The 17,247-nt window shown below is 69.5% G+C and carries 16 protein-coding genes; 7 read left to right on the top strand and 9 right to left on the bottom strand.

Annotation, left to right across the window (positions count from 1 at the left end; translation table 11 throughout):
• Position 1 precedes the first annotated feature (1 nt).
• From ACZZZD_RS08550 to accD, 6 genes are all read left to right on the top strand, one after another.
• Entirely contained in the window at positions 2 to 415 is a 414-nt protein-coding gene (locus ACZZZD_RS08550) for a type II toxin-antitoxin system VapC family toxin (protein ID WP_463434261.1), read from the top strand.
• Positions 412 to 1,050, top strand: a complete 639-nt coding sequence (locus ACZZZD_RS08545; protein ID WP_463434260.1) for a phosphoribosylanthranilate isomerase — start codon at positions 412 to 414, stop codon at positions 1,048 to 1,050. Before ACZZZD_RS08550 ends, ACZZZD_RS08545 begins: the two co-directional genes overlap by 4 nt.
• A 77-nt stretch (positions 1,051 to 1,127) precedes the next feature.
• Entirely contained in the window at positions 1,128 to 2,330 is a 1,203-nt protein-coding gene (gene trpB / locus ACZZZD_RS08540; RefSeq protein WP_463436106.1) for a tryptophan synthase subunit beta, read from the top strand.
• The gene (locus ACZZZD_RS08535) at positions 2,327 to 2,797 is read left to right on the top strand and encodes a hypothetical protein (RefSeq protein WP_463434259.1); all 471 of its coding nucleotides are present in this window, start codon (positions 2,327 to 2,329) and stop codon (positions 2,795 to 2,797) included. Before trpB ends, ACZZZD_RS08535 begins: the two co-directional genes overlap by 4 nt.
• A complete protein-coding gene (gene trpA / locus ACZZZD_RS08530) occupies positions 2,794 to 3,636 on the top strand; it encodes a tryptophan synthase subunit alpha (protein WP_463434258.1) in 843 nt (280 codons plus the stop codon). Before ACZZZD_RS08535 ends, trpA begins: the two co-directional genes overlap by 4 nt.
• A 10-nt stretch (positions 3,637 to 3,646) precedes the next feature.
• A complete protein-coding gene (gene accD / locus ACZZZD_RS08525) occupies positions 3,647 to 4,537 on the top strand; it encodes an acetyl-CoA carboxylase, carboxyltransferase subunit beta (RefSeq protein ID WP_463434257.1) in 891 nt (296 codons plus the stop codon).
• Here the strand turns inward: accD and ACZZZD_RS08520 are convergent.
• Positions 4,492 to 4,935 (bottom strand): DoxX family protein, encoded by a 444-nt coding sequence (locus ACZZZD_RS08520; RefSeq protein ID WP_463434256.1) that lies wholly within the window; start codon positions 4,933 to 4,935, stop codon positions 4,492 to 4,494. The genes accD and ACZZZD_RS08520 overlap by 46 nt on opposite strands.
• A gap of 36 nt (positions 4,936 to 4,971) precedes the next feature.
• Between ACZZZD_RS08520 and ACZZZD_RS08515 the strand changes: the two genes are divergently transcribed.
• A complete protein-coding gene (locus ACZZZD_RS08515) occupies positions 4,972 to 6,258 on the top strand; it encodes a bifunctional folylpolyglutamate synthase/dihydrofolate synthase (protein ID WP_463434255.1) in 1,287 nt (428 codons plus the stop codon).
• A 178-nt stretch (positions 6,259 to 6,436) separates the two neighbouring features.
• On the opposite strand, the gene ACZZZD_RS08510 is transcribed toward ACZZZD_RS08515, so the two are convergent.
• The 8 genes from ACZZZD_RS08510 to ACZZZD_RS08475 form a co-directional block, all read right to left on the bottom strand.
• A complete protein-coding gene (locus tag ACZZZD_RS08510; RefSeq protein ID WP_463434254.1) occupies positions 6,437 to 6,634 on the bottom strand; it encodes a hypothetical protein in 198 nt (65 codons plus the stop codon).
• 72 nt (positions 6,635 to 6,706) lie between these two features.
• A complete protein-coding gene (gene trxA / locus ACZZZD_RS08505) occupies positions 6,707 to 7,042 on the bottom strand; it encodes a thioredoxin (protein ID WP_463434253.1) in 336 nt (111 codons plus the stop codon).
• Between the two features lie 260 nt (positions 7,043 to 7,302).
• A complete protein-coding gene (gene addA, locus ACZZZD_RS08500) occupies positions 7,303 to 10,818 on the bottom strand; it encodes a double-strand break repair helicase AddA (protein WP_463434251.1) in 3,516 nt (1,171 codons plus the stop codon).
• Positions 10,815 to 13,913, bottom strand: a complete 3,099-nt coding sequence (gene addB, locus ACZZZD_RS08495) for a double-strand break repair protein AddB (protein WP_463434249.1) — start codon at positions 13,911 to 13,913, stop codon at positions 10,815 to 10,817. Before addB ends, addA begins: the two co-directional genes overlap by 4 nt.
• A gap of 146 nt (positions 13,914 to 14,059) precedes the next feature.
• On the bottom strand, positions 14,060 to 14,755 hold the full coding sequence (murU, locus tag ACZZZD_RS08490) for an N-acetylmuramate alpha-1-phosphate uridylyltransferase MurU (RefSeq protein ID WP_463436104.1): 696 nt from the start codon (positions 14,753 to 14,755) through the stop codon (positions 14,060 to 14,062).
• A 26-nt stretch (positions 14,756 to 14,781) separates the two neighbouring features.
• Positions 14,782 to 15,873 (bottom strand): N-acetylmuramate/N-acetylglucosamine kinase AmgK, encoded by a 1,092-nt coding sequence (amgK, locus tag ACZZZD_RS08485; RefSeq protein ID WP_463434248.1) that lies wholly within the window; start codon positions 15,871 to 15,873, stop codon positions 14,782 to 14,784.
• Positions 15,866 to 16,324 carry a tRNA (adenosine(37)-N6)-threonylcarbamoyltransferase complex ATPase subunit type 1 TsaE gene (gene tsaE, locus ACZZZD_RS08480; RefSeq protein WP_463434246.1) on the bottom strand — a complete coding sequence of 153 codons (459 nt, stop codon included), beginning with the start codon at positions 16,322 to 16,324 and terminating at the stop codon, positions 15,866 to 15,868. Before tsaE ends, amgK begins: the two co-directional genes overlap by 8 nt.
• Positions 16,321 to 17,187: a GNAT family N-acetyltransferase gene (locus ACZZZD_RS08475; RefSeq protein WP_463434245.1), complete on the bottom strand. Its 867-nt coding sequence runs from the start codon at positions 17,185 to 17,187 to the stop codon at positions 16,321 to 16,323. The genes tsaE and ACZZZD_RS08475 overlap by 4 nt, the downstream gene beginning before the upstream one ends.
• Positions 17,188 to 17,247: the final 60 nt, after the last annotated feature.

Here is a 17,247-nt window from a genome sequence, read left to right as displayed (position 1 = left end):
CTTGGCCCTCTATCTGGATACTAGCGTACTGGTTTCGGCCTTCGTTCAAGACGACCATTCGGAGTGGGCGGCGGCGCTGCTGATACGCAGGCATGACGTCGTGATCAGCCGCTGGGCCGAGGCCGAGTTCACTTCAGCCCTGGGATTGCGCGTGCGGTCTGGCGCCATGAAGACTGAGAAGCGGGATCAGATCGAGGCGGAGTTCGACGGTTGGCGGGTCGGGCGCGACGAATGCCGCCTGGACGACCTGGATTTCGTGCGATGCCGCACGCTGCTGCGCGATGAGGTTCGATTGAGAACCCCCGACGCCTTGCATCTTGCTGTGGTGCTTCGACACGCCTTCGATCTCGCGACCTTGGATAAGGAGCTTGCAGCGGCGGCGAGGTTGAAGGGCGTGGAGGTGGTTTCGCTATGACCGCCATCAAGATCTGCGGCCTGACCACGCTCGAGACGCTGGACGCCGCCCTCGACGGCGGGACGGACTTCGTGGGGGCTGTGGTGTTTGCGAAAAGCCCGCGGCACATCGCGCCCGAGGCAGCGGCGGTCCTGTTCGAACGGGCGCGGGGGCGGGCGAAGATCGTGGCGGTGACGGTCGATCCCGACGACGCGCTGCTGGACGAGATCGCGCGGGTGCTGCGGCCCGACTTCATCCAGTTGCATGGATCGGAGACCCCGGCGCGAGCTGAACAGGTGCGGACGCTGACGGGGGCGGGGGTGATCAAGGCCCTGCCGATCCGGCATGGGGACGACTTTGTCGCTGCGGACGAGTGGGATTATCACGCCGATCATCTGATGTTCGACGCCAAGCCGCCGGAGGGGACTGTACTGCCCGGCGGGGTGGGACACAGTTTCGACTGGACTCTGTTGGCGGACCGGGCGTTTCGCCATCCGTGGTTCCTGGCGGGGGGGCTGAACCCCGACAATGTGGCCGAGGCGCTGAGGATCACCGGCGCGCCGATGGTGGATGTGTCCTCTGGCGTGGAAAGCGCGCCGGGTGTTAAGGACCCCGACCGGATCGCGGCCTTCATCCAAAACGCGCGCCGGACGTAATTGCGACGCCTCTCCGCGTGAAAGTCGAAACCGTGAACGCCCAGACCCCCATCCAAGCCCCGTCCGCTGGTCAGCCGTTGTCGAACGCCTACGCCTGGCCGGATGCGCAGGGTCGGTTCGGGCCCTATGGCGGGCAGTTCGTCGCCGAGACCCTGATGCCGCTGATCCACGAGCTGGACGCGGCCTACAAGGCGGCGAAGGCGGATCCGAGCTTCCAGGCCGAGCTGGACAGCTTCCTGACCCACTATGTCGGCCGCGAGAGCCCGCTGTATTTCGCCGAGCGGCTGACCGAGCATTTCGGCGGGGCCAATATCTGGCTGAAGCGCGAGGACCTGAACCATACGGGCGCGCACAAGATCAACAACTGCATGGGCCAGATCCTGCTGGCGCGCCGCATGGGCAAGACGCGCATCATCGCCGAAACCGGCGCGGGCCAGCATGGCGTGGCGTCTGCGACCGTGTCGGCGCGGTTCGGTTTGCCCTGCACCGTCTATATGGGCGCGGTGGATGTGGAGCGGCAGCAGCCGAACGTGTTCCGCATGCGTCTGCTGGGTTCGGAAGTCTTCTCCGTCACGGCCGGGGCCGCGACCCTGAAAGACGCGATGAACGAGGCGATGCGCGACTGGGTCACCAATGTCTCGGACACCTATTACATCATCGGCACGGCGGCGGGCCCGCACCCCTATCCGGCCATGGTGCGCGATTTCCAGTCGGTGATCGGCAAGGAGATCAAGACCCAGTCGATGGCGCAGATGGGCAAGTTGCCCGAGGCGGTGGTGGCCTGTATCGGCGGCGGGTCGAACGCCATCGGCGCCTTCCACCCCTTCATCGAGGACGAGGCCGTGCGCCTGATCGGCGTCGAGGCGGCGGGCCACGGGCTGGATACGCCGGATCACGCGGCCTCGCTGAAGGGCGGGCGGTCGGGCGTGCTGCACGGCAACCGGACCTATCTGTTGCAGGACGAGGACGGCAATATCGTCGAGGGGCATTCGATCTCGGCCGGGTTGGACTATCCGGGCATCGGGCCGGAGCACGCCTGGCTGCACGACATCGGCCGTGCCGAATATCGCTCGGCGACCGACAACGAGGCGCTGGAGGCCTTCCAGCTGTGCTCGAAGCTGGAAGGCATCATTCCAGCACTGGAACCGGCCCACGCGCTTGCGCGGACCGGCGAAGTGGCGCGCGAAGTCGGCAAGGGCGGCGACGTCGTTTTGCTGATGTCAGGCCGGGGCGACAAGGACATCTTCCAGGTCGCCAAACATCTGGGAGTGGAACTGTGATCCGTAGCCTGCTGGCGGCGACCGCCGCGCTTGCCCTGTCCACCGCCGTTCAGGCCCAGACGCCGGCGCCCGCTCCGGCTGCACAGCAGGGCGGCCCGGCCGATGTCGGCCTGCTGCCCGGCGCCGAGCTGTCGGCCGATTGCGGCGGGCTGAACAATCTGATGGGCCGGGCATATTGCGTGACGGCGCAGCTGGGCCAGATCGGGGCCCTGGCCGACGCTTATATCGCCGATCTGGAAGCCAAGAACTGGCTGGCGGCGGGCGGCGACGAGAATCGCGTGGTCTTCATCAAGCGCCGCGAGGCCGGCGGCTGCGACGGCATGCAGATGGTCGCCTTCTACGACACCGCCAAGACCGCCGTCGCCGAACTGCCCGCCTATCTGGGCTTCGCCACTATCCCCGGCGACGTCTGCGCGGCTGCTGCTGCTGCGACGCCCGCCGCTCCCGCCGGATCGCCGCAGCAATGACCACCGCCCGTATCGATGCGCGCTTCAAGGCGCTGAAGGCCGAGGGCCGTGCGGCCTTCATTCCCTATGTGATGGGGGGCGATCCGTCGCGCGAGGAGGCGCTGGCGATCCTGAACGGCCTGCCTGCTGCGGGCGCGGACATCATCGAACTGGGCTTCCCGTTCAGCGATCCTATGGCCGAGGGGCCGCCGATCCAGCGGGCGGCGATCCGGGGGTTGGCGGCCGGGTTCGGGCTGCGTTCGACGATGGATCTGGCCAAGGAATTCCGCAAAGGCGACGACGCCACGCCGATCGTGCTGATGGGCTATCTTAACCCGATCGAGAGCCTGGGCTATGACGCCTTCGCCGCCTATGCGGCCGACTGCGGCATCGACGGGCTGATCGTGGTCGACTGTCCTCCGGAAGAGGCCGGGCCGCTGATCGAGGCGCTGGACAAGGTCTCGATTTCGCTGATCCGGCTGGCGACGCCGACCTCGGACGATGCGCGTCTGAAGATCGTAGTCCAGGGGACCTCGGGCTTCGTCTATTACGTCGCCGTGGCGGGCGTGACGGGCGTCAAGGAAGCCGAGGCCGATGTCGTGGCGCCGGCGGTGGAGCGGGTGCGCAAGGCGTCGGGCCTGCCGGTCGCGGTCGGGTTCGGGGTCAAGACGCCCGAACGCGCCGCCGAGATCGCGCGCGTGGCCGACGCCGTCGTGGTCGGCTCGGCCTTGGTGGACGAGGTGGCGGCGGCGCTGGCGGCGAACGAACCGGCCGCGCCGCGCGTTCTGGCCAGGGTCAAGGCGCTGGGCGATGCGGTTCGGTCCCTTCGCACTGGTGCATCCCAGCCAGAAACCGTCTAAGAGCGCGCCCATGGTCGACAAGAACAAGCCGCAGGAAAAACGCGGCGGATGGCTGAGCCGCTTTGCGCCGGGCGTCCGCAAGATCGTTTCGCGCCGGGACACGCCGGACAATCTCTGGGTCAAGGATCCCGATAGCGGCGAGATGCTGTATCGCTCGGATCTGGAGGCGTCGCTGTGGGTGACGCCGTCTGGCCGTCACATGCGGATCGACGCGCCGACGCGCCTGAAGGCCACCTTCGACGGCGGCGTGTTCCAGGCCATAGACACGCCGGACGTGCCGGAAGATCCGCTGAAATTCTCGGACGGCAAATCCTACAAGGATCGCCTGAGCGCGGCGCGCAAGGCGTCGGGCCGCAAGGACACCATGGCCATCGGCTATGGCGTGGTCGGCGGTCAGGACGCGGTCGTGATCGTCCAGGACTTCACCTTCATGGGCGGGTCGCTGGGCATGGCGGCGGGCGAGGCCTTCATCAAGGCTGCGCGCGAGGCCGTGTCGCGCAAGGTGCCGATGATCTGTTTCACCGCCGCCGGCGGCGCGCGGATGCAGGAAGGCGCCCTGTCGCTGATGCAGATGGCGCGCACCACCCTGGCCATCGAAGAGCTGAAGGACGCCAAACTGCCCTATGCCGTGGTGCTGACGGATCCGACGACGGGCGGGGTGACGGCCTCCTACGCCATGCTGGGCGATGTGCATCTGGCGGAACCGGGCGCCCTGATCGGGTTCGCCGGCCCGCGCGTGATCGAGGCCACCATCCGCGAGAAGCTGCCGCCGGGATTCCAGCGCGCCGAATATCTGCAGGAAAAAGGCATGGTGGACCGGGTCGTGGCCCGCGCCGACCTGTCGCGCACCTTGGGTCAGATCCTCTCCATGCTGATGGGCGGCACGCGCGTCGCCGCCTGAGGCCGTCTAAAGGGCCAATCGACCGCGGTCGAGGCCCACAGGCACCACCAGATGATGACCGGCTGAAACAGCAGGCGGGGGCCGTGATAGGCCCATCCAAGACCTGTACCTGACGTCAGGCCGTTGATCGCGTGCTGGACATTGGCCGGAAAGACGCAGACGGCGTAGGCGGCCAGCGCCCATCCGGCGACGACGCGCAGTCGCGGGATCATCAGGCCCGCCGCCCCCAGCAGTTCCGCCACTCCGGTCAGGGCCACGACCAGTTCCGGGTCGGCGACCCAGTTCGGCGTGATCCGCGCGAACGGACCCGGGACCAGCAGATGCAGCACGCCGGCGCCCAGGAAGACGGTCGCTAGGACGATGCGGGCCGTCGTTCTGATGTCCGGCCTGGAAGTCATGTCGCGGTTCTCGAAATCAGGGGCTAAAGGAGGCGGATGGATCCCGTCTCCGAACGTCTACGTGCGCGCCACCCCCAGCGGATCGACCTGTCGCTGGAAAGAATGCGCGTGCTGTGCGCCGCCCTGGGCGATCCGCAGCATCGGCTGCCGCCGGTGATCCATGTGGCGGGCACCAACGGCAAGGGCTCTACGGTCGCTATGATCCGCGCCATAGCCGAGGCGGCGGGGCTGAAGGTGCATGCCTATACCTCGCCCCATCTGGTGCGGTTCAATGAGCGGATCCGGCTGGCCGGCAAGCTGATCGAGGACGAGGTGCTGAACGCCATCCTGGACCGGATCGAGGCCGTGATGGCCGAGACCGACAGCGAGGCCACGGTGTTCGAAAGCACCACCGCCGCCGCCTTCCTGGCCATGGCCGAGACGCCGGCCGACCTGGCCATCATCGAGGTCGGCCTGGGCGGGGTGCTGGACGCGACAAACGTGATCGAACGGCCGCTGCTCAGCATCATCGCTCCGGTCGATTACGACCATGCGGAGTTCCTGGGCACGGACCTAGCCGCCATCGCCTCGGAAAAGGCGGGTGTGCTGAAGGCCGGGGCGCCGGCCGTGATCGCGCGCCAGCGCGAAGAGGCGATGGCCGCCATCGAACGCCGCGCCGCCGACGTCCATGCGCGGCTGACGGTGCTGGGGGTGGATTTCGACGCCTGGGCCGAGCGGGGCGGTCTGGCGTTCCAGACGGCCGAACTGTTCATGGACCTGCCGGCGCCGGCGTTGGCGGGGGCGCACCAGATCGACAATGCGGCCTTGGCCGTGGCGGCGGCGGTCGAGTTGGATCTGCCTGAAGCCGCGATCGCCGAGGGGCTGAAGGCCGTGCGCTGGCCCGCGCGGCTGCAACGGATTTCGGCTGGACCCTATGGTGAGGCGGCGCGGGCGGCGGAGGCCGAGCTGTGGCTGGACGGGGGGCACAATCCGCACGCTGCGCGGGCGCTGGCGGCGTTTCTGGCCGAGCGTCAGGCGAGGGCGCCGCGTCCCCTCGCCCTGATCTGCGGCATGCTGTCGAACAAGGATGCGGGCGGGTTCTTCGCCGCATTAAAGGACAGCCAGGCGACGGTCTTCACTGTGGGCTTCGACGGGGCGGCGGCCGATCCCGCGGCGCTTGCGGCCGTGGCGCGCGGGCATGGACTGGCGGCGACGCCGGCGGGGTCTGTGGGCGAGGCGCTGGACTTGGCGCTGCGGCTGGGCGCTGGGCGGGTCGCGATCTGCGGGTCGCTGTATCTGGCGGGCGAGGTGTTGGGGGCGAGCGAAGAGACCTGGCCGGACTAGGCGCCGGCTTCTCCCTCCCCCCTGCGGGGGAGGGTGGTCGAGCCGAAGGCGAGACCGGGTGGGGGCGGCAGGGCGACGCCCCACGGATTTTTCTCCTGCGGCCTTACCGGCCGCCCCCACCCCGTCGCTGCGCGACGACCCTCCCCCGCAGGGGGAGGGAAAGGCCTGCGCCTGCTTTTTACTTGCTCATCCAGGGGCGCGACTTGCCGGCCGCGATGCGGGCGTTCTGTTCGCGCTGGAACCGGCCGCCACGCGGGGCCTGGGGGCGGCCGTCGAGCTTGGCGTTCTTCAGGCGCAGGGCGCGCTGGACAGAGGTTTCGCCGGGAATCTCTTCGTCAGAAATCCGGGCGGGGATCGGGGTGTCTTCGTCGCTCATGGCGGCATCCTAACATGAAAAACGCCCGCCGGTCGGACCGGCGGGCGTTTGATCTTCACAGGCGGATAAGGATCAGGCGTCGGCCTTGACGCCGGCCTCGGCCAGCCATTCGACGATCTTGCCCTTGGGCATGGCGCCGACCTTCATCGAGGTCATTTGACCGTCCTTGAACAGCATCAGCGTCGGGATGCCCTTCACGCCCAGTTTGGACGGGGTCATGGGGCTGTCGTCGATGTTGATCTTGGCGACGGTGATCTTGCCGCCCAGTTCGTCGGCGATCTGTTCCAGCGCCGGGCCGATCTGTTTGCAGGGGCCGCACCATTCGGCCCAGAAATCCACCAGCACGGGTGTGGACGACTTCAGGACGTCGGCGTCGAAGCTTTCGTCGGTGACTTTTACCGTCGCCATAAATGGCTCCTTGGGGCACTATCGCTCGGCCCGCGGGGCCTCGCTGCTTGAGCGCATGTTGATGTTGGCCGGAGCGTCCGGGTTCGGATGCAGATGTGGGAGCGAATCGCGGGCAATTCAACTCCTGCCGTCACACCCTCTCTCCGTCCGTCATCCTCGGGCTCGACCCGAGGATCGGATGTTCCGCCGCTCGTGCGAAGACTGCGACGCATAGCCCGATCGACGCCCGGTCCTCGGGTCGAGCCCGAGGATGACGGAGGTTAGGACGTGAGCGCGGCGTCCAGCATCGCCTGCGGGATCGGCATCAGTTTCGGGCCGTCGGTCCAGACCAGGGCGGCCTCGACCGGGCGGTCGGGATAGAGGCGGTTCAGCACCGCGACATAGATGGCGGCTTGCAAGACATAGGCAGGATCGACCGCCGCGATGGCGTCGGGGGCGGGGCGGTTGGTCTTGTAATCGACGACCAGAACCCGCTCGGGCGTGATCACCAGCCGGTCGATGCGGCCGTTGATGGCGACGCCGGACGGAAGGCCAGGGGCGGACCCGGTGAGGGCGACCTCGGCGCGCGAGCCCAGGCCGAAAACGGGGGCGAAACGGGCGTCGTCCAGCACCGAGAAGGCGGCGGCGATCATCTCGGCGCGCTGGGCCTCGTCCAGATCGGTCTCGCGCGCCAGCAGGCGCCGGGCCGCGTCGGGACGGTCGGCGGGGGCGATCTCGGGCAGGCGTTCCAGCAGCCGGTGGATCAGGTCGCCGCGCCGGAACCGACCGAGCGACGCGCCCCCCGCCGCGCTGCGGGCCAGGGGCGAGGGGGCGGGGATGCGGATCGACCCCTCCATCCGCGACGGTGAGGCGAAGCGGGCGGCGGCGTCGGCGGGCGGGCGGGTGGCGGCCCAGGCGGGCAGAGCGGTCGCGGTCGGGGCGGCGAGGGTCTGGCGCGGCACGACCTCCGGATCGACGCCGAAGCGCAGGCGGCCGTCGTCCAGCATCTGCACTGCGTCTGGCCGGTCCTGGGCCAGGCGTTCGAAGGTTCCGGCGATCACGTCCCACCAGCTGCCTTCCTCATAGCCGGTCTCTTTCGGGCGGCTCATCTTTCGACCCATGACGACCAGCCGGTCGCGAGCGCGGGTCAAGGCGACGTAGAGCAGGCGCAGGGATTCGGCGTCGGTGCGCTCGGCCCGCGCCTGACGCACGTCGGCGGAGGCGGTGCAGTCGGCCTTGGCGCTGGACGGGCACATCAGCCAGGCCTCGGTCCCATCCGGCAGGGCGGCGGGCATCAGGGTGGGCCCCTGCGGCTTCGCCTTGCCCGTGGTGTCGGGCAGGATGACGATGGGCGCCTCAAGCCCCTTGGAGCCGTGGACGGTCATGACGCGAACCTCGTCGCGCGCGCCCTCCATCTCGCGCTTCACCACCACATCGGCCTGTTCGAGCAGGTGAAGACAGGTCTCCAGATCGCGGCCGCCGCGCTCCTCGGCCGCCAGGACCTGGGCCAGGGTCTCGTCGATGGCTTCTTCGGCCTCGCGGCCCAGCCGGTCCAGAATGCGGGCGCGGCCAGAACGGCCATCGGGGCCGACGCGGTTGAGGGCGGTGGAGAAGAAGCTGAACGGATCCCGGTCACGCGCGGCGATCAGGCCGTGCATCAGGTCGCGCGCGGCGGTCCAGGCCGGATGTTCATGGGCGCGCCGTTGTAGTTCGCGCCAAAGACCGCGACCGTCGCGTGCGACCTTGTCCGCCAACGGATAGAGGGCGTCGGCGGGGCCGAAGTCCGCGACATCGCACAAGGGGCTGCGCAGGATTTCCGCCAGCGACAGGTCGTCGTCGGGGAAGAGGGCGAACCGGGCCAGGGCCATCAGGTCATCGAAGACGATGTGCGCCTTCAGCTTCAGCCGGTCGGCGCCGGCGACGGGCACGCCCTCGGTCTTCAGGGCGCGGATGATCTCCTCGAAGGTGGCGTCGCGACGGCGGACCAGCACCAGGAAGTCGCCATAGCGGACGGGCCGCATGGCGCCGCGCTTTTTCGGATCGTGGATGGCGACGGCGTCGGCGACCTGCTGTTTGATGTCGCGGGCGAGGGCGAGTGCCAGCTTCTTGCGCGCGGTGTGTTCGCCCTCCTTGTCCACCGGGGCGTTCCAGGCCTCGCGGTCGGGGGCGGCGGGGTCTTCGAACAATGGCCACAGATCGACCGAGCCGTATTGACCCAGGCGTGCAGGACGGTGAACGGCGATGTCGCCGGTCTCTCCGACCAGGGCGCGGGTGCGTTCCGGCCCGGCGAAGGCGGCGTCCACGAAGGTCAGCACCTCCTCCGTCGAGCGGAAGGAGGTATCCAGCGGCACCTCGCGGAAGTCGGCGCCGGCCTCGCGCACCAGCGCGTCATAGGTCCGGGCCTCCTGACGCAACCGCTCCGGCCGGGCGCCTTGGAAGGAGTAGATCGACTGTTTCTCGTCGCCGACGGCGAAGACGGTGCGGGGAATGGCCTGGTCGCGGCGTTCGACGCCCGAGCCGGCGAAGAAGGGTTCCGTCAGGGCACGGACGATGTCCCACTGATCCAGCGCCGTATCCTGGGCCTCGTCGATGAGGACGTGCTCGATGCCGCCGTCCAGCTTGTACAGGACCCAGGCGGCGGTGGCGCGTTTGGTCAGCAGCTCGACCGTGCGGCCGACCAGGTCGGTGAAGTCCAGCGCGCCTTGCGCCCGCTTTGCTGTCTCGTAGAGGGCGGCGTGGACGCGGGCCAGGGTCAGCACCTTTTCCGTCTCGTCGGCCACGCGGGCGGCGCGCACCCGGTCCAGGGTCGAGAGGTATTTCAGCGACACGCCGGCGAGATAGGTCGCGGCGCCGGGCGGGGCCTTGGACGTGCCGAACTTGTCGCGGGGCTGGCCCTTGGAATCGATGAAGATCGACGTCATGGCGGCAAGCGTCGCGACGGGCGGGACGGCCTCGCGCATCTGAGCAGCGATCTTCTTGTCGTTGATCCCGCCCATGGCGAAACCTTCGGCGGCGGCCAGCCAGTCGGCGGGGTTCAGCCAGGCCATGAAGTCGGCCTCGATCTGCTCCGGCGTCTCGTCGCGCGTGACCCCGACCAGGGCGTGCGGATCCGGCGCGGTCCCGGCGTCGATGCGAGCCAGATAGTCCAGCAGGGGCTCGCGCCTGGCCTCCACCGTGTCGAGCAGGGCATGGAAGGCGTCCCAGGCCAGTTCGACGGCGAAATGGGCGTAGGCGCGGCCGACCGGACCGTCGCCGTCTTTCAGGGCGTAGCGGGCCAGATCCTCGCGCGCGGCATGCGACAGGTTCAGGGCGGCCTGATCCTCGAGCACGGTGAAGCCGGGCGCGACGCCGGCCTCCAGTGGAAAGCGGCGCAGCAGTTTTTCGCAGAAGGCGTGAATGGTCTGGATCTTCAGCCCGCCGGGCGTCTCCAGCGCGCGGGCGAACAGGATCCGGGCGTCCGACAGCTCGTCGCCGGTCAGGGTCGCGGGCTCGCGGCCGTCCAGTTCGGCCAGTTCCTTGGCCAGCGCGCGGTCGTCGGCGACCGCCCATTCGCCCAGTCGTTCGAACAGCCGTGCCTGCATTTCTGCGGCCGCCGCCTTGGTGTAGGTGACGCAAAGAATCTCGCCTGGGCGCACGCGTTTCAGCAACAGGCGAGCCACGCGGCTGACCAGGGTGGTGGTCTTGCCCGATCCGGCGTTGGCGGTGACGAAGACGGACAGGGCGGGATCGGCGGCGGTGGCCTGATGCGCGCGAGCCATGTCCACAGGGTTCGGGTCGACGGGGCTGAGTTCGGTCATTCGGGCGCCTCGTCCTCGCCGCCGACGACGTGCCATTCCCACACGCGCGCCAGATGGTCGTAGTTGCCGCCGAAGTTGCCCATGAACTGGGGCGCGACCCATGAGGTGTAGGGCGTGGCCTCGTCGTCGAAGGCGGCGACGCCCAGCTTCAGCCGGTCCAGTTCGCGCTGGGCCAACTGAGCGGCGGTCTGGGTGTTGCCCCGGCCCTGGCGCGAGACGTCCTCGACCTTGCCGGGATCGCGGCGGCCGGTGACCTTCACATACAGCAGTTCCGTCGCCTCGGTCGGCGGGGCGGGGAAACCGCCCTCGGCCAGGATAGCGGCGGTCAGGGTCAGCTGGGGCGCGAAACCCTGGACGACCTGTTTCTGGCTGGGGGTCTGGCCGGTCTTGAAGTCGAGGACGGCGGCGCCCTCTGCATCAAGTTCGATCCGGTCGGCGCGAGCGGTCAGGACGAAGGACCCGCCGGGGGCGGAAAAGGCGATGCGGCCCGACTGTTCGATCAGCAGGGTCGCGCCGCGCGCACGGCGGTCGCGCTCGAACCGCTCCAGCCAGCGGGCGCAGTTTTTGGCCAGGGGGCGTTCGCGGGCCAGGGCGGAATCCTCGAACCCGGCCTCGATCATGGCGTCGACGATGAAGTCCGAAATCTGGTCGGCGCAGTCGTCGGGCAGGACGTCGGGCCAGACGCGGACGATCTGTTCGATGGCGTCATGGACCGCATTGCCTCGCGCCATGGCCTCGGCCGAGGCGCCGGGCCGGTCCAGCACGCGCAGACCCAGGATGCGCTGGGCGTAGACGGCGTAAGGGTCGCGCACCCAGCGTTCGACCCCGGTGACGGGCAGCTCGCGCGGGCGGCGTGCGACCGGCGGGGTCGGCGCGGGGCGACGCGCATAGTCGGGCGTGGCGCGGGCGGGGGCGTCAAGGGCGCGGGTCCATGAGGCGACATGGGGGGGGGCGGCGACGGCGACCGGCGTGTCGTCGGTGTTGGCCCCGCGCGTCAGCATGTCCAATCGCCACAGCCAGCGCGAGCGCACGGCCGGCTGGCCGCCGCGCCGTTCGGTGTGGATCAATATGGCCTCGTCGGCGCAGGCGGCCTGTACGAAATCCTGGGCGCTCTGGCCGATGCGGCGCTCGGGCGGCGGCAGGCCCAGGGTCTTGCGCATGGGGCGCGACAGGAAGGGGTCGATGGGCGCGCCCTGGGGCCAGACGCCTTCCTCCAGTCCCGCCAGGATCATGCGGTCGGCGCGCACCAGACGCGCCTCGATGGCGCCCAGAATACGCAAGGAAGGATGGGTCGCCCCGCCGGTCCGAACCACGGCGTCGGCCAACAGGCCCTGTACCAGCTCGACCATATCGGCGGGCGTCACGGCGCCCAGCGAGGCCCCGCCGGCGATCAGGTCGGACAACAGTCCGGCGGCGCATTCCCCATCCGGCCCGCCCCAGGCGTTCTGGCCCGCCAAGGCCTCGATCAACATCGTCAGGGCGCGCGCGGCGGCGTCCAAAGGCGCGTTGGGCGCAAACGATGCGCGGGCGGTCGTGATCAGGCCTTCCAGATGATCCGACAGGGCGCGGGCCAGGGCTAGGCGTTTCAGCTTGCCGTCGGACGAGGGTTGTCCGTCGCGGTCAGTGCCGGCGGCCTTGTCCAGTTTCCTGCGCAGGCGCTCGAAGCTCGTCAGACGGGGGCCGCGCAGGGCCAGGCTTTCGAAGGCGACGATGGCGCGGTCGGCGTCGATCTCGCCCAGATCGACCCGGACAAACGGGTGTTTCAGCAAGCCGAGCAGCACCTGCGGATCGGTCGGCGCCGCCATCCAGCGCACGCACAGTTCGACCAGGACGCCTGCGGGCATCCGGTTCAGCGGCTGACCGGCCGAGGCGTCGGCGGTGATCCCCCATCGCTCCAGCCGCGCGGCGACGCGACGGCCCAGGCCCTGATCCGGGGTGACCAGGGCGCAGGTCTGGCCGGGGGTCTCCAGCGTCTCTCGCATCATCAGGGCGATGGCGGCGGCGGTCTCCTCGTCGTGGCGCAGGGTCAGGACCGACAGGCCTTCCAGCCCCTCGGCGATCGGGTCGGCGGCGCGACCGGCCTCGGCGGCGCGGGCGCGGATCAAGCCGATCTCGGCGCGCCAGTCGCCGGTGGCGTCGGCGGGCCGCAGGGCCTCGTTCAGCAGACGTTGACGGGCCAGACCGCGCTGTTCGACCCGGGGTTCGACAGCCGGGCGGAACCAGGGGCGCACGGCGTGGCGGTCGATGTCGTGGCGTTCCAGCAGGCGTTTGAGGGCGCGCTGGGGATGCTGTTCGTTCTCCGCGTCGATCTGGTCCCAGACCCGGTCGTCGAGGTCGAGATCGAGGCCCGGCAGGACGACGCAGCCGAGCGGCGCGCGGGCGACCGCGCCCAGCACGTCTGCGGCGGCGGGGACGGTGCCGGTCGAGCCGGCGGCGATGACGGCTTGGGTCGGGGGGTGGGCGTCCCACAGTTCGGCCAAGCGTCGCAGCAGGGTGGCGCGGCGCCAGGCCGGATCGACCAGGCCCAGTTCGGCGAGGCGTTTGGGCCAGGCGGTGACGGCGAGGCCCAGGAACTCGGCCGACCGTTCCCAGTGTTCGGCCATCTCGCCGTCGACCAGGGTCGCGATCCGTTCGGGGTTCGGGACCTCTTCCAGCTGGCAGGAATCGAGGAAGCCGCCGAGCGCGTCGGCTAAATTCAGCGCGCGCATCGGGGTCAGGCTGCTGTCGAACTGTTCGACGATCATCCGCGCCATCTCGAACCGGCGGGTCAGGGCGGGGATGGCGGGCGGTAGATCCAGGCCCAGGGCGCCGGGGGTGAAGGGCGGCTCGTCCTCCTCCAGATCGCCCAGCGGGCGGACCTGCGGCAGCAGGATGGGGCGGCCCTGCGAGAGCTTCGACAGGGCGCCGGTGAAGGCGCGCGCAGCCCGACGATTGGGCAGCAGTATGGTGGCGTCGGACAGGGTCTCGGGCGGCAGGTCGCCCAGCCAGGCCAGGACGCCGGCGGCCAGGTCTTCGAGGAAGGGCCGGTGCGCGGGGATGGCGTACCAGCGTGGGCTGGAGGCGGCGAAGGGGTCGAAGGGCAAGGGGGCGTTCATCGTCATATCCCTCCCTCACAATCCGTCATCCTAGGCCTTGTGCCTAGGATCCAGACACTCCGCCGAGGCCGGTGGGCCACGATCGACACCGGGAGTTCTGGATCCTCGGGACAAGCCCGAGGATGACGAGAAAAGAAGAGGCGTCGTCACCCCAATCCCGCCAGTTTCGCCTCGGCCTGATCCCGCGCCTGGGGATCGCCCACGTGCATCCAGTCGCCGTCGAGGACGCAGCCGAACAGGCGGCCCTGGGCGGCGGATTTGCGCCACAGGGGGCTGAGGGAGAAGGGGCCTTCGCAGCCGTTGTCGGCATAGCCGGGCCGGGTGATGTGGACGCCCATATACGCGTAGGGCGCGGAGGCGGCCGCGCCCCGGAAGGCCAGGCCGCCGTCATCGCGCAGGAAGAAGTCGCCGTCGCCCTCGAAGCCGATGGAGCCTTCGCGGCGGGCCAGCAGCAGGGCGGCGTCCATCGTTTCGGGATTCCACAGGCGCACGAGGTCACCCAATGCATCGCCCCGGTCGATCCAGACGCTGTCGATATTGGCGACGAAGACGGGATCCTCGCCCAGCAGGGGGTGGGCCTTCTTCAGCCCGCCGCCGGTCTCCAGCAGTTCGGCGCGTTCGTCGGAGATGACGATCTCAGGCCCGCGTTCGCGCGCGGCCAGATGGCTTTCCAGATGGTCGGCGAACCAGTGGACGTTGACCACCGCCTTTTCGACGCCGGCGTCCGCCAATCGGTCCAGCACATGGTCGATCAGGGCGCGGCCCTGGACCTCGACCAGGGCCTTGGGCCGGTCGTCGGTCAGAGGACGCATGCGGGTGCCAAGGCCGGCGGCCAGCACCATTGCGGTCTTGGGCGCGATCTTGTGGGTCATGCGCGAACCTCGACGGGGACATGGCGGTCGAACCAGCGGGCGACGGGCGCCAGGGCCGGCTGTTCCAGATTGGCGTTCAGATGCCGCCACATGCGGGGCAGGAACTGGCGGTAACGGGGCTTGCCGTCGCGGGCGATCAGCCGGGCGAAGATGCCGATGATCCGCGCCTCGTTCAGGGCGGCGAGGCCGGCGTAGTCGGCCATGAAGGCGGCGCGATCCACGCCGGGACGCAGGGCGAAATAACGGTCCAGGGCCTCGGCCTCCAGCGCCGGCGACACGTCGCGACGGGCGTCCTGAAGCAGGGAGTGCAGGTCCCAGGATGGGTGGGCGCGCACGGCGTCCTGGAAGTCGATCATGCCGACGCGCGCGGCGCCGTCGCGCTGGGGCAGCCAGATGAGGTTCTCGGCATGATAGTCGCGGTGGGCCATGACCGAGGCCCCAGCCGCCCCCGAGGCGACGATGGGCGCCCAGGCCGCGCGCCAGTCGGCGATCGCAGAGGCGTCAAAACTGACACGGTCGTCGAACTTCGGCAGCCAGTCGACGAACAGATCGGCCCCACCCTGAAGCGCGGTCTCGTCATAGGTCAGCAGGGGCCAGTCGCCGCCGGGGCCGTGCAGAGTCTGCGGCGGGTTTCCGGCCTCGTGCAGGACAGCCAGGGCCTCGATTGCGGCCAGATAGAGCGCCGTCTCGTCGGCGCCGTCTTCGATCACGCGGGCGAAAAGAGCGTCGCCGAAGTCCTCCAGAACGGCCAGGCCGTTGGCGGCGTCCAGCGACGGGATTTCGGGGGCGGACAGGCCCAGGGATTTCAGATGGGCGGCAACGGCGGCGAAGGCCTCGATCCGGCCGGCGGACAGGCGGGCGACCGCGTTCCAGCCGGCGGCGTGGCGCTGCTGAGGCGTCCAGGCCGGATCGGCGGGCGGGCTTTCGGCGGCGGGGGCCTGGTCCATCAGCATCAGGGTGGGGCCGGACGCGGGCGTCAGCCGCTCGTAGCGCCGCGTCGAGGCGTCGCCGGGCAGGGGGGCGCGCACGGCGTCGGCCAAGCCAGCGGCCTTCAGGAAGTCGAGACGGAGGCGTTCGCGATCAGACATGCAGTTCCTTCACCTTGGCCTCCCATGCCCCTACGCCGGAAACGGTCGCAAGGCGGCCCTCGCCGTCTTCGGCGAGGACGACGGTCAGGCGATCCGGCCCCAGGAACCGGCCGGGATCGTCGCCCAGCCGTTCGGGCCATTCGATGACGGCGCAACCCTCGTCCAGCGCCTCGTCCAGGCCGATCTCGAACGCCTCTTCGGGCCGGGTCAGGCGATAGAGGTCGAAATGGGCGACAGGCGGATCGGACTCGTAGAACTGGACAAGGGTGAAGGTCGGACTGGGCACGTCCTCGTCCGGCGTGGTCAGGGCGCGGATCAGGCCGCGCGCCAGAGTGGACTTGCCCATGCCCAGCGGCCCGTACAGCAGCAGGCTGTCGCCCTGCGCCAGCAGGGGGGCGATGGCCTGGCCCAGGGCGGTGGTGGCCTCGGCGTCGGGCAGTTCGATCTTCATGCGAACACCGCGTCATGATCGGCGGCCAGGGTGCATTCGGTGAAATGTTTCAGCGCCATGGTGGCCTTGACGGCGTCCACGTCCAGCCGGTCGGCGGGGATCGGCAGGCCGACATCGACGCCGAACGGCTTGCCCGCCTTGTTCAGAAGCTCATGGAACAGGGTCACGTCGCGCAGCTCCTGCGAGACCTTGTCGAACAGGTGGAACAGGCGGCTGTAGGGGCCGGTGACGTGCATGGGGACGACCGTCGCATCGTATTTGCGCGCCATCGAGGCGGCGGTCGGCGCCCATTCGGGATCGGTCAGGACGCCGTTCCTCTCGCGCGCCAGACGACCGGCCGGGAACATGACGACGCAGCGTTCGGCCTCGAACGCCTCCTTGGCGGCGGTCAGGGTGGCGCGGGTCTTTTCGCGGGTGCGTTTGTCGTGGACCCATTCGACCGGGATAATGGTCTCGTCCAGCCGGGGTGAGATGCGGATGGCGTCGGCGTTGGCGAAGAAGATCATGTCGCTGCGCCTCTGCTTGATCGCATCGAAGACGGCGACCCCGTCGGCGATGCCGGTCGGGTGGTTGCACACGACGATGCAGCGGCCGGTCGCGGGCAGGCGGTCGAGATTCGTCGTCGTCACCTTCAGCTTCAGCAGGTCGGACACGTAGTCGAAGGTCTGCGTCCCCGACAGGGGCTGGATGGCGTCAGCCATCCGCACCGCCGCCCCATAGCCCAGCACACCATACAGGGCCGGTCGCACCACGGGCCACAGGGGCGAGGCGGTCAGGCGCGGCGCCCGTTCGGCGATCAGCACATCGACGATGTGCGGTTGGCGTCGGGCCGGGGTCTGGGCAGGGAGCGGGGCTGAATTCATGGAAGTCCGCTTGTCGCCGGTTCGGGGGGGCGGGGCAAGATGCGCGGCGTCTTGAGGCGC

This window comes from Brevundimonas sp. AC546 (assembly GCF_979258305.1).
The sequence above is the reverse complement of the archived record's forward strand: the minus strand, read 5'-3'. Positions and strand labels throughout refer to the sequence as shown.